Consider the following 14,134-nt stretch of genomic DNA (forward strand, 5'->3'; position numbering starts at 1 on the left):
CTGCCTGCTCAGAGCCGGAGCGCTCGGCGCGGGGTCACGGACGCCGCGGTGAGCACGTCGGCTTCGGGCAGACCCGCCACGTCGATCGCCCAACGGACACAGTCGGCCAGCGTGGAGGTGCTGCCGGCGATCGAACCCCCCTGCACGAGGCGGGCAGTGCCGCCCTCCACCCGCACGTCGAGCGTGCCGATCCGGTAGGGGCCGTCGCTGAGCCCGGTCGCGGCCATCGAGTCCGAGACCAGCACGATCGCTTCGGGACCGAGGGTCTCGAAGACCATCCGAACCACCTCGGGTGCGACGTGGACGCCGTCGGCGATCAGTTCGACGAACACGTCTCCGCGGCCCGCTGCTGCGAGCGCGACCGCCACGGGACCACCGGCGCGGTGGTGCATCGGCGGCATGCCGTTGAACAGATGCGTGATCAACGCCGGATGTCCCGACCTTTCGACCACGTGATCGATCGCAGCCGTCACGGTGGCGGCATCGGCATCCGTATGGCCGATCGCGGGGGTGATGCCGTGGGCGACCAGCACGCCGATCAAGCCTCGGGTGTCACCACGTTCGGGAGCGAACGTCATCTGGCGCAACGCATTCGGCGCTCCGGCGTGCTCCGCGACGGCCGCGAGTTGCTCGATCAACGCGCGGTCGGCATCGCGCAGGGCGGTCGGGTCGTGAGCGCCGCGCCGCGCGTCCGACAGGAAGGGGCCTTCGAGGTGGATGCCGAGCAACGTGCCGTCGGCGACGAGCGGGGCGAGCACGCGCACCGAGTGCTCTATCGTCTCTGCCGTGCCGGAGACGAGGCTGGCGACAAGCTGCGAGACCCCTTGCGACCGGTGATAGCCGGCGGCGGCGCGACTTGCCTTCACGTCTGCTCCGAACTCATGACCGAGTCCGCCGTGACAGTGGATGTCGATGAGTTCGGTCATGCCTCGGCCTTCGACGTGGTGATCGCGTGCGGGTTGAGTTCCAGCCTGACCGATTCGTCTGGGCGCGCGGACGACGGGTCGTCCCCCACCGCCGGGACGAGGCCGACGCCGGGCAGCTCGACGGTCAGTGCCGAACCCCCGCTCACCGCACGCGTCTCCCGTACGACTCCTTCGAACGTGCCGGCATCGGAGACGCGGAAAGCGTTGTCGCGCAACAGAACCGGTCCGTCGGCATTCGCTCCCGGGAGGCCGGCGGACGACCAACGCCGGGCATCCACCTCGGTTCGGTAGCCGAGCATGCGCGCCACCTCCCGGCCGCGTGGCTCACGCCAGACCTGCTGCGCCGGACCGTGCTGCACGATGCGGCCGGCGAGCATGACCGCCAGCTGATCAGCGACAGTGAGTGCTTCGTCATGGTCGTGCGTGACCAGCAATGCGGTCGTGCCCGTCTCGGTGAGGATGCGGCGCAGATCGGTGGCCAGCCGCTCTCGCAGGTCGCGGTCGAGAGCCGACAGCGGCTCGTCCAACAGCAGCAGTCGCGGTCGTGGGGCGAGCGCTCTGGCGAGCGCCACGCGCTGCTGTTGTCCGCCGGAGAGCGTGTTGATCGAGCGTTTCTCGTAGCCGGCGAGTCCGACGAGCTCAAGCAGTTCGGTGATCCGGGCGGTGCGTTCGCGGGACGCAACCCCCTGCCGCCGCAGCGGGTAGGCGATATTGCCGCCGACGTCGAGATGACCGAACAGTTGCCCGTCCTGGAACATCAACCCGAACCCACGGCGGTGGGTCGGTACGCGCGTGACGTCCTGACCGTCGAAACCGACGGTGCCGGCTTCGAGGTCCTGCAGCCCGGCGATGACCCGGAGCAGGGTGGACTTTCCGCAACCGGACGGTCCGAGGATCGACATCACCTGGCCCATCGCAAGCTCGAGGCAGACGTCGTTCACGGCCACCGTCGCGCCGAAACGGACGCGGACGTCGTTCACCACCAGACCCTCTTGCATGCTCACCAACTTCCCGTCCGACCGCGCAGTCGCTCGACCGCGACCATGATCGTCGCAGTCACACCGGCGAGGATCACGGACGCCGCGAGGGCCATGCCGAAGTGGTCGGCGCCGGGGCGACCGATCAGTTGGTAGATCACCACGGGCAGAGTCGGATTCTCCGGCCGCGCAAGGAAACTCGTCGCGCCGAACTCACCCAACGACACGGCGAAGGCGAACCCGGTCGCAGCCAGCAGCGGCTTGGTCAAAACCCGCCGGTCGACGTCCCAGAACACCCTCATCGGGCTGGCACCGAGTGCAGCGGTCGCTTCCCGTTCCCGCGGGTCGACCGAGCGCAGCGCGGGCGCCATCACCCGCACCACCAGCGGCAGAGCGACGAGCGCCTGCGCGACCGGGACGAGGAGCGGCGACGAGCGCAGGTCGAGCGGCGGCTCGTCCAACGCGATCAGGAAGCCGAACCCGACGGTGACCGCGGAGATACCCAGCGGCAGCATGAAGGTGGCGTCCAGCGCCGACAGCAGACGGCGTCCGCCCGCCGAGGTCGGACGCCGGGTGATCACGAAGCTGACCAGCAGTCCGAGGAGCATCGCGAGCAAGGTGGCGTCGACCGCCACCCGCAACGAGGTCAGCAGCGCATCGAAGACGCTGACCTGCAGGGCCGGCACCGATCCGACCTGTGTGAGCTTGCGGTAATGGGCCAAGCCCCAGCCGTCACCGACCTGCAGCGACCGGGCGACGAGGGTGACCAGCGGCGCCAGCACGAAGATCAACGCGGCGCCGGTGAGCAATAGGTGAGGCAGATCGCTGCGCCGAACCCGTTGCTGCACAAAGGTGCCCGATCGAAGACGGGTCTCGCCACGGTCGGTGATGCGTTCGGTCAGCAACAGCAGTGCGATCACGACCAGTGCCTGTAGCAGGCTCAGCACCGCGGCGGCGCGCAGGTCGAGGAAGTTCGTGGTCAGCAGGTAGATCTCGGTCTCGACCGTCGAGTAGCGCACCCCGCCGAGCGTCAGCACCACGCCGAAGGACCCGGCACAGAAGAGGAACACCACCATCGCGGCGGAGACGACGGCCGGACGCAACGCCGGCAGAGTGACGGTTCGCAGCACCGTCCACGGACTCGCGCCGAGCGAGGCCGCAGCCTCGGCCTGCCGTGGATCGAGCGACTGCCAGCGTCCGCCGACGGTGCGCACGACCACCGCGATGTTGAAGAACACCAGGGCGGCGAGAATCGCCTGCCACGAGCCGTCCCAACCCAGGAAACCCAAGGGACCGGACGTCGACAGCAGGCTACGGAACGCGATGCCGACCACGACGGTCGGCAGCACGAAGGGCATCACCAGCAGCCCGCGCACCAGCCCCGTCAGCGGCAGTTTCAGCCGGTAGGTGACGTACGCGATCGGCACGCCGAGCAGCACGGTGATGAGCGTCGCGAGCGAGCTGATCCACACCGTGAACCAGACGACGCGGCGGGTGCGTGGCCTCGTCAGGACGTCACGTACCGCGTCCAAGGACCATTGCCCGTCGAGGTGCAGGCCTCGGGCGACCATCGCCGACACGGGCAGCAGGAAGAACACCGCCAGGAAGGCCAGCGGGATCAGTGCTGCGAGCGCCGGAACGAGCGATCGCCCGAGGCGAGTAGGCATCACCCGGAGACGGCGTCCTGCCAGCGGCGCAGCCAGTCGTCCCGGTTCTTCGTGATCTTCGTGGGGTCGACCTGCAACGGCTTGTCCGGCACCTTGACCGCGGTCTGCCAGGCGTCGGGCAGCTTCACCTGGTCATCGACCGGGAAGACGTACATGTTCTTCGGCATCGACGCCTGGAACTTCTTGCCGAGCATGAAGTCGATGAACGCCTTCGCGCCGGGCTCGTTCTTCGCGCCCTTCAGCACGCCGGCGTACTCGACCTGCCGGAAGCAGGAGTCCGTCATGGCGGACGTCGTCGGCTTGCCGTCCTTGATCGTGTCGGCGGGAGAAGTGTTGTACGACAACACGATCGGACGCGTCCCCTTGCCGCCGCCGGCGGTGTAGTCGACGCCCCACGCGTCGCTCCAACCGCTGGTGACCTTCACGCCGTTCGCCTTGAGCTTCTTCCAGTAGTCCTGCCAACCGTCGTCGCCGTACTTCGCGACAGTGGCGAGCAGGAAGGCCATACCGGGCGAGGACGTCGCGGCACCGGGCGTGACGAAGAGGTCCTTGTACTCGGGCTTGGTGAGGTCGTCCAGGCTTTGCGGCTTCGCCTTCTTCTTCGCCGCGAACCAGGCGTCGTCGACGTTGACGCACACGTCACCGAAGTCGATCGGCGCGAGCGACTGCGCGGCTTCGCCGGGTAACGCGTACTTCGATGCGCTCTTCGGGAGTGCCTTCGGTTCGTTGGCGGCGAGCGCACCGGAGTCGACGACCCGGGAAGCGAAGGTGTTGTCGATGCCGAACACGACGTCGCCCGTCGGGTTGCCCTTGGCGAGCACGACCGCGTTGGCGAGCTTGCCCGCGTCCCCGGAGGCGAGCACCTGCAGTTGGTATCCCGTGGTCTTGGTGAACTCGGCCTGCACGTCCTTGGGGATCACGAACGACTCGTGAGTGACGAGCTTGACGGTCGTGACCTTGCCGGACGATGTCGCTGCGGGCTTGTCGTCGCCGGTGGTCGAGCAGCCGGCGATGGCCAGGGCGAGGGTGCCGCAGCACGCGGTGGTGAAGGTTCTCCGGAACAACTGATCCTCCTCGGATGCAAGGAGGGGCTCGACTTCCTACACCGGTACTAACCGGATCAGGTTCGAGGGTCTGCGGCCCGATCGCCGCACTCTCAGCGCACCGTGCGCTCCCCTGTCGTTTCCGCATCGGACGCTACACCGTCTCGCCGGCGTCTTGTCGGCGGCCGTTCCATGCGGCCGGGATCACAGCCCGAATCATCGGGCGCGCAAACGTGCAAGCCGGGCGAAACATGGCAGGCTCTGACCAGACAAATCGACCCGACCGGCCGGTGACGGCCGCTGACTTGGAGGAACTCATGGGCTCTGTGGTGTGGAAGATCGTCGCGGCTGCGGCCGGTGTGGCGGCAACTCAGATCGCCAACAAGGTCACCAACCAGGGTTGGCACGCAGTCACCGGACAGCCGGCGCCGGTCGGCAAGCACGACCCGAACTACTCCGCCAAGGAGACCGCGCTGTTCGTCCTGCTCGCCGCCGCCGTCGCGCAGGGTGTGCGTGCGCTGGGTGAGCGCAAGGCCGCCGAATTCTGGACCAAGACCGCCGGTCACCCGCCGCAGGTCGTCGTCAAGGAGCACCAGAAGGCGCTGGAGAAGGCAACGAAGAAGGCCTGACCAACAGCCTCACGTCCGGCCCACCGGGTCGCTTCTGGCCGCCCGGTCCGCGACGGCTGCCGCCTGCGCGGCCAGTCGTGATTTGGATGACCAGAAGCGATCTGTATGTCCGGACGTGGTCCGCGTCAGCTCCGCAGATCCCGCGCCGGACGCGGGTGGTGGTCGGACAGTTGGTTCCACCACGAGTACCGCGATGCCGCGGCGGCCACGTGCGCTTCGTACACCGCCGCCGCCGACCGCGCGCAGGCGAGCGCTTCGCTGCGGTCGACCCGGTCAGCGGCTCGTAGGTCGGCAGCGCCAGAGCGACCGCGTTCCCGGCTGCGACATAGGGCCAGTAGTCCGACAAGCCTTGTCGTCCATAGGGCGCACGCAGCTTGACATGTGCCTCCCGCCGCGGAATCCCCCGCCCGCAGCGGGAGACACAGCCATGTGCTCACGCCTCCCACGGAGTCCCGACCCCACGGGACTCGTCGAACACCAGCCAGGTGCGGGTGCCCAGGACGCCCGGGATGGCCTGGATGCGTTCGAGGACGAGCGTGCGCAGCGAGGCATTGTCGGGCGCGTGCACCTGGACGAGGACGTCGAAGTCCGAACCCATGAGCGAGATGGTGTCCAGATAGGGCAACGTCGCTAGTTCCTCGCTGACCCGCCGCCAGGTGTTCTGCTCGATGTTGATCGCCACGTACGCCGTGGTGGTCAGGCCGGCCGCCGCGGGATCGATGGCGATCGTGAAGCCGGTGATCACTCCTCGTTCACGCAACCGCTCGATGCGCGCGTAGGCCCCGGCCCGACTCAGATGCAGCTTCTCGGCAAGCGCTCGCACGGACAGCCGGGAATCCTCGCGCAACGCCGCCAGGATGCGTGAATCAACCACGTCCAGGGCCGCTGCCGATCGTCCAGCCGTGGGTGCGGAGCGTGCATCACTACTGGACGAATTGATCTCATCTTCGGCATTCATGCGCCGATCATCCACTCCTTTGCGCCGAACTTGAGCCAGTCGGCCCGGATCGCGACGATAGTGTGATGCAGACCACAGTCCATGATCCGACGATCGAGGACCTCCTGCCCTCGGCCCGACCGGTGCAGCTGATCGACCCGACCGGCGCCGAGGTCACCCAGACCGGCACCCGTCGTCCCTATGTCATGCCGGACGCCGACCGGCTCCAGGACGTCTGGCGGCACATGGTGATCGGACGCCGCTTCGATCTGCAGGCGACCGCTCTGACCAAACAGGGTCGGCTGGCGGTCTATCCGTCCTCGCGTGGCCAGGAGGCCTGCCAGGTCGCTGCGATCCGTGCGCTCACCGAGCGCGACTGGATGTTCCCGACCTATCGCGAGTCGATGGCTCTGGTGACCCGCGGCATCGACCCGGTCGAGGTGCTGACCCTGCTGCGCGGCAGCGCGCACTGCGGGTACGAGCCGATGAAGCACCGCACGGCCGCCCAGTGCACTCCGCTGGCGACGCAGCTGGTGCACGCAGCCGGCACGGCCTACGGCCTCAAGCGTCGCGGTGAGGACTCCGTCGCGCTCGGCTTCATCGGCGACGGTGCGACCAGCGAGGGCGATTTCCACGAGGCGCTGAACTTCGCGGCGGTCTTCGATGCGCCCGCGATCTTCTTCGTGCAGAACAACAAGTACGCGATCAGCGTCCCGCTCTCCAAGCAGACGAAGGCACCGTCGTTGGCGTACAAGGGAATCGGCTACGGCGTGGCCAGCGAGCAGGTCGACGGCAACGACCCGGCCGCGGTGCTCGCCGTCATGGACGCGGCGCTCGAGCACTGCCGCATCGGCAAGGGTCCGTTCCTCATCGAGGCGCACACCTACCGCATGGACGCACACACCAACGCCGACGACGCGAACCGCTACCGCTCCGGCGACGAGGTCTGCGCCTGGCTCGACCGTGACCCGATCGCGCGTCTCGAGGCGTACTTGCGTTCACGCGGTCTGCTCAACGACGACCAGGCCAACGCGGTCCGCCAGGAGGCCGAAGCGTTGGCCTGCGACCTGCGAGACCGCATGAACGCCGACCCCGTTGTCGACCCGATGTCCTTGTTCGACAATGTTTTCCAGTCCACGACGCCTCAGGTTGAGGACGCCCGCGCCATGGTCGTCCGCGAACTGCAGGCCGCCGACGAGGTGACCCGATGACCACCATCGACGCTCCTGCCCGCACCAGCTCGCTGACCTTTGCGAAGGCGATCAACCAGGCGCTGCGCGATGCGATGACCGAGAACGACGACGTCCTGGTCTTCGGTGAGGACGTCGGCACCCTCGGCGGCGTCTTCCGCATCACCGACGGGTTGACCCGCGACTTCGGCGAGGACCGCTGCTTCGACACGCCGTTGGCTGAGTCCGGCATCGTCGGGTTCGCGATCGGCCTGTGTTACACCGGTTTCCGGCCCGTGGTCGAGATGCAGTTCGACGCGTTCGCCTACCCGGCGTTCGAACAGATCGCTTCTCACGTCGCGAAGATGCACAACCGCACCGCCGGCAATGTCACGCTGCCGATGGTCATCCGGGTGCCCTACGCCGGCGGCATCGGTGGGGTCGAGCACCACTGCGACTCCTCCGAGGGCTACTACGCGCACACGCCCGGCCTGAAGGTCTACACCCCGGCCACGCCGCAGGACGCATACTGGATGCTGCGCGAGGCGATCGCCGATCCCGACCCGGTGATCTTCATGGAGCCGAAGGTCCTCTACTGGAGCAAGGCGGACGTCGACACCGAGACTCCCTCGGCGCCTGTCGGTCTGGCCGCCGTGCGCCGGCCGGGCAAGGAGGTCACCCTGGTGGCCTACGGTCCCTCGCTACCGGTGTCGCTGAAAGCGGCCGAAGCAGCCGCCGCAGAGGGTTACGACGTCGAGGTCGTCGATCTGCGCAGCATCGTCCCGTTGGACGACATGACGGTCATGGAGTCGGTGCGGCGTACCGGACGCTGCGTGGTGGTGAGCGAAGCGCAGGGATTTGCCGGCGTCGCAGGCGAATTGGCCTCTCGGATCGCCGAACGCTGCTTCCACTCCCTGGCCGCCCCGGTGCTGCGGGTCAGCGGGTTGCCGCTTCCGTATCCGGCGCCGATGCTGGAGCACACCTACCTGCCCGGTGTCGACCGCATCCTCGATGCGATCGACCGATTGCAGTGGGACGACGAGCCGTTCGTCGGTGACAACCGTGGCTGAGCGCGTCTTCAATCTGCCCGACCTCGGCGAAGGACTCACCGAGGCCGAGATCGTGGAGTGGCTGGTTCACGACCAGGCAGAGGTGTCGATCGACCAGAACGTCGTGGTCGTCGAGACCGCCAAAGCCACGGTCGAGGTACCCATCCCCTACGCCGGGCGGGTCGCCACTCGCCACGGAAGCACCGGTGATGTGGTCAGAGTCGGTGCCCCGCTGATCACGGTCTCCGACAACGCCCCTGCCACGGAGGCCGTGCAGGGCGAGGACGGCGACCATGGTTCCGGCGCCGTCCTGATCGGGTACGGCACGGGCCACGCCGACCAGACCCGCCGTCGGCGCGCCCCTCGCGGCGCGCTGAACGGCGCCACAGACCGCTCCTGCGTGGACGCCACAGCCTCCCTGCCGCCGGCGTTCACGCAGCAGCGTGCCCCGCAGGTCATCTCGCCGCTGGTGCGCAAGCTCGCCGCCGACGGTGGCCTCGACCTGCGCACCCTGCGACCGGCTTCGGGAACTGTGTTGCGACGCAGCGATATCGAGTCGGCGCTCTCGGCCAGGACGAACAAGCAGTCCGCCGAGCCCGAGAAGGCCGTGGTCGCCGCGGACGGTGACGAACGCATCCCGCTGACCGGCGTCCGCAAGGCCATCGCCGAGAAGCTGTCGACCTCGCGTCGGGAGATCCCGGACGCCACCACCTGGGTCGACGTCGATGCCACCGAACTGCTGGCCGTGCGCGCACAGTTGAAGTCGTCCGGCATCGGCCTGCTCGCGCTGCTGGCGCGGTTCTGCGTCGCCGGACTCCAGCAGTTCCCTGAACTCAATGCGTCCGTCGACGGCGACACGATCGTGCGGCACAAGCAGATCAATCTCGGGTTCGCGGCCCAGTCGCCCCGGGGTCTGGTCGTTCCCGTCGTGCGCGGTGCTCAGGAGATGACCACCGGCCGGTTGGCCGAGGCGCTGGCCGACCTGACTGCTCGCGCCCGCACCGGCGACCTGTCGCCCGGCGAACTCACCGGCGGCACCTTCACGCTGAACAACTACGGCGTGTTGGGAGTCGACGGGTCCACACCGATCCTCAACCACCCCGAGGCAGCGATGCTGGGTGTCGGACGCATCATCGATCGGCCATGGGCGGTCGACGGACAACTCGCCGTCCGCAAGGTCACCCAACTCGGTTTCACCTTCGATCACCGCGTGTGCGACGGCGGTTCAGCCGGCGGATTCCTGCGGTTCGTCGCCGATGCGGTCGAGCAGCCGGTGCGACTACTGGCCGACTGCTGAGCCGCCTCGGTGCGCGCATTCCTGCGTAGGATCCACGAGGACAAACCTCAATTCCTCGGAGGAAGAATCATCATGACCAACCGCCTCGGCCGCGCAGCAGCGGCGTCCCTCACCAGTGTCCTGCTCCTCGGCGGGCTCACCGCGTGCAGTAGCGAACCGGCTGTGAAGGAGAAGGACGTCGAGAAGCAGATCGAGCAGCGCATCAAGTCGACCAACCCCGACAAGGAAGTCAAGGACGTCGACTGCGACGACGACCTCAAGGCGAAGGTCGGTGAAGAGGTCAAGTGTGAGGCCGAGGTCGCCGGCTCCAAGCAGAAGTTCAAGGCCGTCGTGAAGTCGGTCAACGGCAAGACCGTCAACTACTCGGTCGAGAAGGACTGATCCTTCGCTCGATGAGGAAGGGCCGCGACGATTCGGTACGGCCCTTCCTCATTCCTACTCCAGGTGCAGCTCATCCAGCTCTTCTCCCGCGCAAAGGTCGACCGCCGCAGCGATCGGCACCCCCGGCCGGTACGCCAGGTGCAGGTGACTCGGCGCATCGAGAACTGCGAGGTCGGCTCGCGCTCCCGGAGTGAGCACTCCGATGTCGTTGCGGCGCAACGACGTCGCCGCCCCGGCAGTCGCCGCCCATACCGCCTCGGCAGGAGTCATCCGTAGCTCGCGCACCGCCAGCGCGATGACGAACGGGATCGAACTGGAGTAACACGTACCCGGATTGCAGTCGCTCGCGAGTGCGACCGTGGCGCCGGCATCGATGAGGTCACGCGCCCGCGGGTACGGCATCCGGGTGGAGAACTCCACGCCCGGCAACAGCGTGGCCACGGTGTCGCTCGCTGCGAGGGCATCGACGTCGCCGTCGGTCAGGAAGGTGCAGTGATCGACGCTCGCCGCACCCAGTTCCACCGCGAGCTGCACGCCGGGACCGTGGCCCAACTGGTTGCCGTGTACCCGCACACCGAGTGCCCTCGCCTTTCCGGCGTCCAACACCGTGCGTGATTCCGCCTCGGTGAAGGCGTACTGGCTGTGTGGTTCACAGAACACGTCTATCCACTTCGCGTGCGGAGCGCACGCCTCGAGCATCGGTCCGGTCACGAGTTCGACGTACGCCGCGCGGTCTTTCCTCGCCTCCGGCGGCATGACGTGAGCACCCAGGAACGTTGTCTCCGAGGTGAATTCGCGGGCGATACGCAGCGACCGGGCCTCAGTGTCCACATCGAGTCCGTAACCCGACTTGATCTCCCAGCTGGTCGTCCCCTGGCCGCGCATCTCCTGGACGCGGCGACGGACGAGCGAGCGCAGTTCGTCGTCCGACGCGCCCCGGGTGGCGGCCATCGACACCGCGATGCCGCCCCCGTCGTACGGCTCACCGGTCATCCGTGCCGAGAACTCGGCGCTGCGGTCCCCGGCGAAGACGAGGTGAGTATGGCTGTCGACAAAACCCGGCAGCACTGCTCGTCCGCCGACGTCGCGGTGCAGGTCCGCCGCGGACGCCTCGGACTGCAGACCGATCCATTCGATCGCGTTGTCCGACACCACGATCGCCGCGTCCTCGACGATGCCGAGCAACCCGTTGTCCTGCTCTGGGTCATTGGTGACGAGTTCGCTGATGCCGGTGATGAGCGTGCTGGTCATGCGTCCTCCCAGAAGGGTGCGATGGAGTCGGCGAGCATTCGTCCCACGTCGCCGAGGTGGTGGTGCCTGTCGGTCACGATCGGCTCACCGTCACGGACGACGGTGTGCACGTCGGCCGACGTCGCGGCGAACAGAATCTGCGCCGGGTCGATGCCGGCCGTGCGTGGTGAGTCGAACGAGACGGTGGCGAAGTCGGCGTGCATTCCGGGAGCGAGCTGGCCGGCGTCCTCCCAGCCCAGGCTGTCGTGCCGGGTGGCCATACCGAGGAGGTCCTGCGCTGCGAAGTGACCTCGTGCATTGGTGCGCAGACGCTCGTGCATCTCGACCGCTCGAATCTCCTCGAACATGTCGATCACCGCGTGCTGGTCGCTGCCCAGCGAGATGCCGACTCCACTGTCGCGCAACGCCTTCGCCGGACCGATGCCGTCGGCGAGGTCGCGCTCGGTCGTCGGACAGAAGCTCGCGAAGGCGTGCTCGTCTGCGAGCAGGCGGATGTCCTCGTCGTTGAGGTGGGTGGCATGGACTGCGGTCAGATTGCGATCGATCAGGCCGGCTTCCGAGAGGAGTTGGGTCGGGGTCCGTCCGTAGTGAGCGAGGCAGGCTTCGTTCTCCGCCGGCTGCTCGCTCAAGTGGATGTGCAACGGATCGACGGACCATGTGCCCTCGCAGACGTGTGAAGCGAGGTTCGCGGCGGCTGTCAGTTGGTCGAAAGGCACCGCCCGCACTGAATGCATCGCGGTGCCGACGGCGAAGCCGCGCGAATGCCAGGCGTCGAGACGGCTCACCCGTTCACCCCAGGCCATCACGTCCGCATCGCCGAACCGACGTTGCTGGGCTGACAACGGGGTGTGCCCGTCGGCGGTCAACCCGCCACGCAGATAGCAGGTGTCGAGCAGGGTCAACCGGATACCGGCGTCCCGTGCCGCTTGCTGCAGGGCCATGCCCATGACATTCGGGTCGTCGTACGGGGTGCCGTCCGGGTTGTGATGCACGTAGTGGAACTCACCGACCGTCGTGATGCCCGCGAGCGCCATCTCTGCGTACGTCGCCTTGGCCAGCGATAGATAGTTGTCGGGATCCAGTTGCCCCGCAACGTGATACATGCGGTCACGCCAGGTCCAGAACGTGCCCCCGCCGTCGTGGGTGCGACCCCGCAAGGCGCGGTGAAAGGCGTGGCTGTGGGTGTTCGCGAAACCCGGCATGGTGACCCCGCGCAGTACCTCGGCACCCCCGGCCGGCGCGTCCTGCTCGACGGCGACGAAGCGTCGGGCATCGTCGCCGTCTTCTGCGTCCTCAATCGTCAACAGCACCGACCGCGCGAGTCCGTCGGGCAGCAATGCGTACTCGCACCAGAACTGCTTCATTTCACGATCTCCCACGGTTCGATCCCGCCGTCGACCAACTCGAGCATCGGGTGCGCAGCGAGGGGTTCGGGCGTGGCTCGCCACCGTTGGAGTTGCGGGTGCCGGGTGTAGCCCTTGGTGCGCCCGGCAAGCACGGATTGAGCCAGCAGGGTCTCTCGCCAACACGACGCCAGAGCCGCGCGGTCGAGTTGAGCGGGGTGGACCGACCAAATGCGCATCAGACGCTCGCCAGGTCTTCCAGCACCTTCACCAGTGCGTCGACGCCTCGGTGACAGTCGTCCGCCTCGGCGAACTCCTCGGGTGTGTGCGAACTGCCGGTCGGGTTGCGCACGAACAACATCGCGGTCGGCACACCGGCATTGGCCAGGATGCCTGCGTCGTGGCCGGCGCCCGTGCCGAGCATCGGCGTGTGTGCACCGAGCGTGCGCTGCAGTCGGGCACACAGCGAGGCGTCGAACGGTGTGGTCGGGGTCCAGGACTCCTGGCTGAGCGCACCCGGGAAACGTCGCTCGAGTGCGGCGATCGTGTCGAGCACGAGGCGCTCGTCGCTGCTACGGGCGTCCAACCAAGCGGTGACATGCGAAGGAATCGCGTTCACACCACCGGGTTGTACGTCGAGTTTGCCCACCGTTGCGACACAACGGGATTCACCGTCGCGACGGGCAGCTTCCTCGCGTGCGGCCTGGACGAAGGCAGCCGCTTCGAGCATCGCGTCGGCTCGGTCGCCCAGTGCGGTGGTGCCGGCGTGGTCGGCCCGTCCGGCGAAGTCGGCGCGCCACCGCCCGTGCGGCCAGATGTCCGTACCGACGGCGACCGCGGACGTGGCCGGGTCGAGGTCGGCCAGGGCGCGGCCCTGCTCCACGTGCAGTTCGACGAACGCAGCGACCCGGCGCAGGGTCTCCTCGTCCCGTCCGATGCCCGTGGATCGACCGGCGCGCTGCATGGCTTCGGCCATCGTCACACCGTCGGCATCCTTCAGCGCGAGCGCACGGTCAGTGGTCATTGCACCGGTGATCACCCGTGACCCGGCGCAGGCAACACCGAAGCGTGCACCTTCCTCGTCCCCGAAGTTCACGATCCCGATCGGACAATCGGGCCGGAACCCGTTGTCCTGCATACGTTTCACGGCGGCGAGGGAAGATACGACGCCGAGCGGCCCGTCGTAGGCACCACCGTCCGGCACCGAGTCGAGGTGCGAGCCGGTGACGACCCCGGCGGTTGCGTCCGGGTCTCCCCACCAGGCCCACTGGTTGCCCATCCGGTCCTCGACAAGGTCGAGACCGAGTGCGCCGCACTCACCGGCGAACCATTCGCGCAGCGTGAGGTCCTCGTCGGTCAGCGCGAACCGCCGGTAACCGGCCGTCCGACCGTCGCGTCCGATCGGTTGCAGTTCGGCCCACATCGCGTCGAAATGGGAGTGCACAGAAGTCACCTGTCCAACCTA

Annotated in this window: 13 protein-coding genes, 1 pseudogene and 1 riboswitch; of the genes and pseudogenes, 5 read left to right on the plus strand and 9 right to left on the minus strand. The window is 67.8% G+C overall.

Going from position 1 to position 14,134, the window contains the following annotated elements; translation table 11 throughout:
* Nucleotides 1-8: 8 nt before the first annotated feature.
* Genes ACYU8W_RS03095 through ACYU8W_RS03110 form a run of 4 tightly spaced genes read right to left on the minus strand, consistent with a single transcriptional unit; the run spans nucleotide 9 to nucleotide 4,634 of the window.
* Nucleotides 9-926 carry an N-acetylglucosamine-6-phosphate deacetylase gene (locus tag ACYU8W_RS03095; protein ID WP_499466534.1) on the minus strand — a complete coding sequence of 306 codons (918 nt, stop codon included), beginning with the start codon at nucleotides 924-926 and terminating at the stop codon, nucleotides 9-11.
* Nucleotides 923-1,924, minus strand: coding sequence for an ABC transporter ATP-binding protein (locus tag ACYU8W_RS03100; protein WP_499466536.1), 1,002 nt, complete (start codon nucleotides 1,922-1,924; stop codon nucleotides 923-925). Before ACYU8W_RS03100 ends, ACYU8W_RS03095 begins: the two co-directional genes overlap by 4 nt.
* Before the next feature lie 2 nt (nucleotides 1,925-1,926).
* Nucleotides 1,927-3,570, minus strand: a complete 1,644-nt coding sequence (locus ACYU8W_RS03105) for an ABC transporter permease (protein ID WP_499466538.1) — start codon at nucleotides 3,568-3,570, stop codon at nucleotides 1,927-1,929.
* Nucleotides 3,570-4,634, minus strand: a complete 1,065-nt coding sequence (locus ACYU8W_RS03110; RefSeq protein ID WP_499466540.1) for a thiamine ABC transporter substrate-binding protein — start codon at nucleotides 4,632-4,634, stop codon at nucleotides 3,570-3,572. The genes ACYU8W_RS03105 and ACYU8W_RS03110 overlap by 1 nt, the downstream gene beginning before the upstream one ends.
* Nucleotides 4,635-4,650: 16 nt before the next feature.
* Nucleotides 4,651-4,758: riboswitch (TPP riboswitch) on the minus strand.
* Nucleotides 4,759-4,903: 145 nt separating this feature from the next.
* Between ACYU8W_RS03110 and ACYU8W_RS03115 the strand changes: the two genes are divergently transcribed.
* On the plus strand, nucleotides 4,904-5,242 hold the full coding sequence (locus ACYU8W_RS03115; RefSeq protein ID WP_499466542.1) for a DUF4235 domain-containing protein: 339 nt from the start codon (nucleotides 4,904-4,906) through the stop codon (nucleotides 5,240-5,242).
* A gap of 433 nt (nucleotides 5,243-5,675) precedes the next feature.
* Here ACYU8W_RS03115 and ACYU8W_RS03120 read toward each other — a convergent pair whose 3' ends face one another.
* Nucleotides 5,676-6,200 carry an Lrp/AsnC family transcriptional regulator gene (locus ACYU8W_RS03120; protein WP_499466544.1) on the minus strand — a complete coding sequence of 175 codons (525 nt, stop codon included), beginning with the start codon at nucleotides 6,198-6,200 and terminating at the stop codon, nucleotides 5,676-5,678.
* Nucleotides 6,201-6,265: 65 nt separating this feature from the next.
* Here ACYU8W_RS03120 and ACYU8W_RS03125 point away from each other — a divergent pair, with 65 nt between their 5' ends.
* The 4 genes from ACYU8W_RS03125 (at nucleotide 6,266) to ACYU8W_RS03140 (ending at nucleotide 10,075) form a co-directional block, all read left to right on the plus strand.
* On the plus strand, nucleotides 6,266-7,390 hold the full coding sequence (locus ACYU8W_RS03125) for a thiamine pyrophosphate-dependent dehydrogenase E1 component subunit alpha (RefSeq protein WP_499466546.1): 1,125 nt from the start codon (nucleotides 6,266-6,268) through the stop codon (nucleotides 7,388-7,390).
* Nucleotides 7,387-8,418 (plus strand): alpha-ketoacid dehydrogenase subunit beta, encoded by a 1,032-nt coding sequence (locus ACYU8W_RS03130; protein WP_499466548.1) that lies wholly within the window; start codon nucleotides 7,387-7,389, stop codon nucleotides 8,416-8,418. Before ACYU8W_RS03125 ends, ACYU8W_RS03130 begins: the two co-directional genes overlap by 4 nt.
* Nucleotides 8,411-9,694 (plus strand): dihydrolipoamide acetyltransferase family protein, encoded by a 1,284-nt coding sequence (locus tag ACYU8W_RS03135; RefSeq protein ID WP_499466550.1) that lies wholly within the window; start codon nucleotides 8,411-8,413, stop codon nucleotides 9,692-9,694. The genes ACYU8W_RS03130 and ACYU8W_RS03135 overlap by 8 nt, the downstream gene beginning before the upstream one ends.
* A gap of 72 nt (nucleotides 9,695-9,766) precedes the next feature.
* Nucleotides 9,767-10,075 (plus strand): DUF4333 domain-containing protein, encoded by a 309-nt coding sequence (locus ACYU8W_RS03140; protein ID WP_499466551.1) that lies wholly within the window; start codon nucleotides 9,767-9,769, stop codon nucleotides 10,073-10,075.
* A 54-nt stretch (nucleotides 10,076-10,129) separates the two neighbouring features.
* Here the strand turns inward: ACYU8W_RS03140 and hutI are convergent, their stop codons facing one another.
* The 4 genes and pseudogenes from hutI to ACYU8W_RS03160 all read right to left on the minus strand — a co-directional run bounded on the left by hutI (nucleotide 10,130) and on the right by ACYU8W_RS03160 (nucleotide 14,122).
* A complete protein-coding gene (gene hutI, locus ACYU8W_RS03145; RefSeq protein ID WP_499466553.1) occupies nucleotides 10,130-11,326 on the minus strand; it encodes an imidazolonepropionase in 1,197 nt (398 codons plus the stop codon).
* A complete protein-coding gene (locus ACYU8W_RS03150; RefSeq protein ID WP_499466555.1) occupies nucleotides 11,323-12,690 on the minus strand; it encodes a formimidoylglutamate deiminase in 1,368 nt (455 codons plus the stop codon). Before ACYU8W_RS03150 ends, hutI begins: the two co-directional genes overlap by 4 nt.
* A gap of 53 nt (nucleotides 12,691-12,743) precedes the next feature.
* Nucleotides 12,744-12,908: pseudogene (locus tag ACYU8W_RS03155) on the minus strand (pyrimidine dimer DNA glycosylase/endonuclease V); the annotation flags it as partial.
* Nucleotides 12,908-14,122, minus strand: coding sequence for an allantoate amidohydrolase (locus tag ACYU8W_RS03160; RefSeq protein ID WP_499466557.1), 1,215 nt, complete (start codon nucleotides 14,120-14,122; stop codon nucleotides 12,908-12,910). The pseudogene ACYU8W_RS03155 and the gene ACYU8W_RS03160, both read right to left, overlap by 1 nt.
* Nucleotides 14,123-14,134 lie beyond the last annotated feature (12 nt).

The sequence above is a fragment of the Yimella radicis genome (assembly GCF_054778255.1).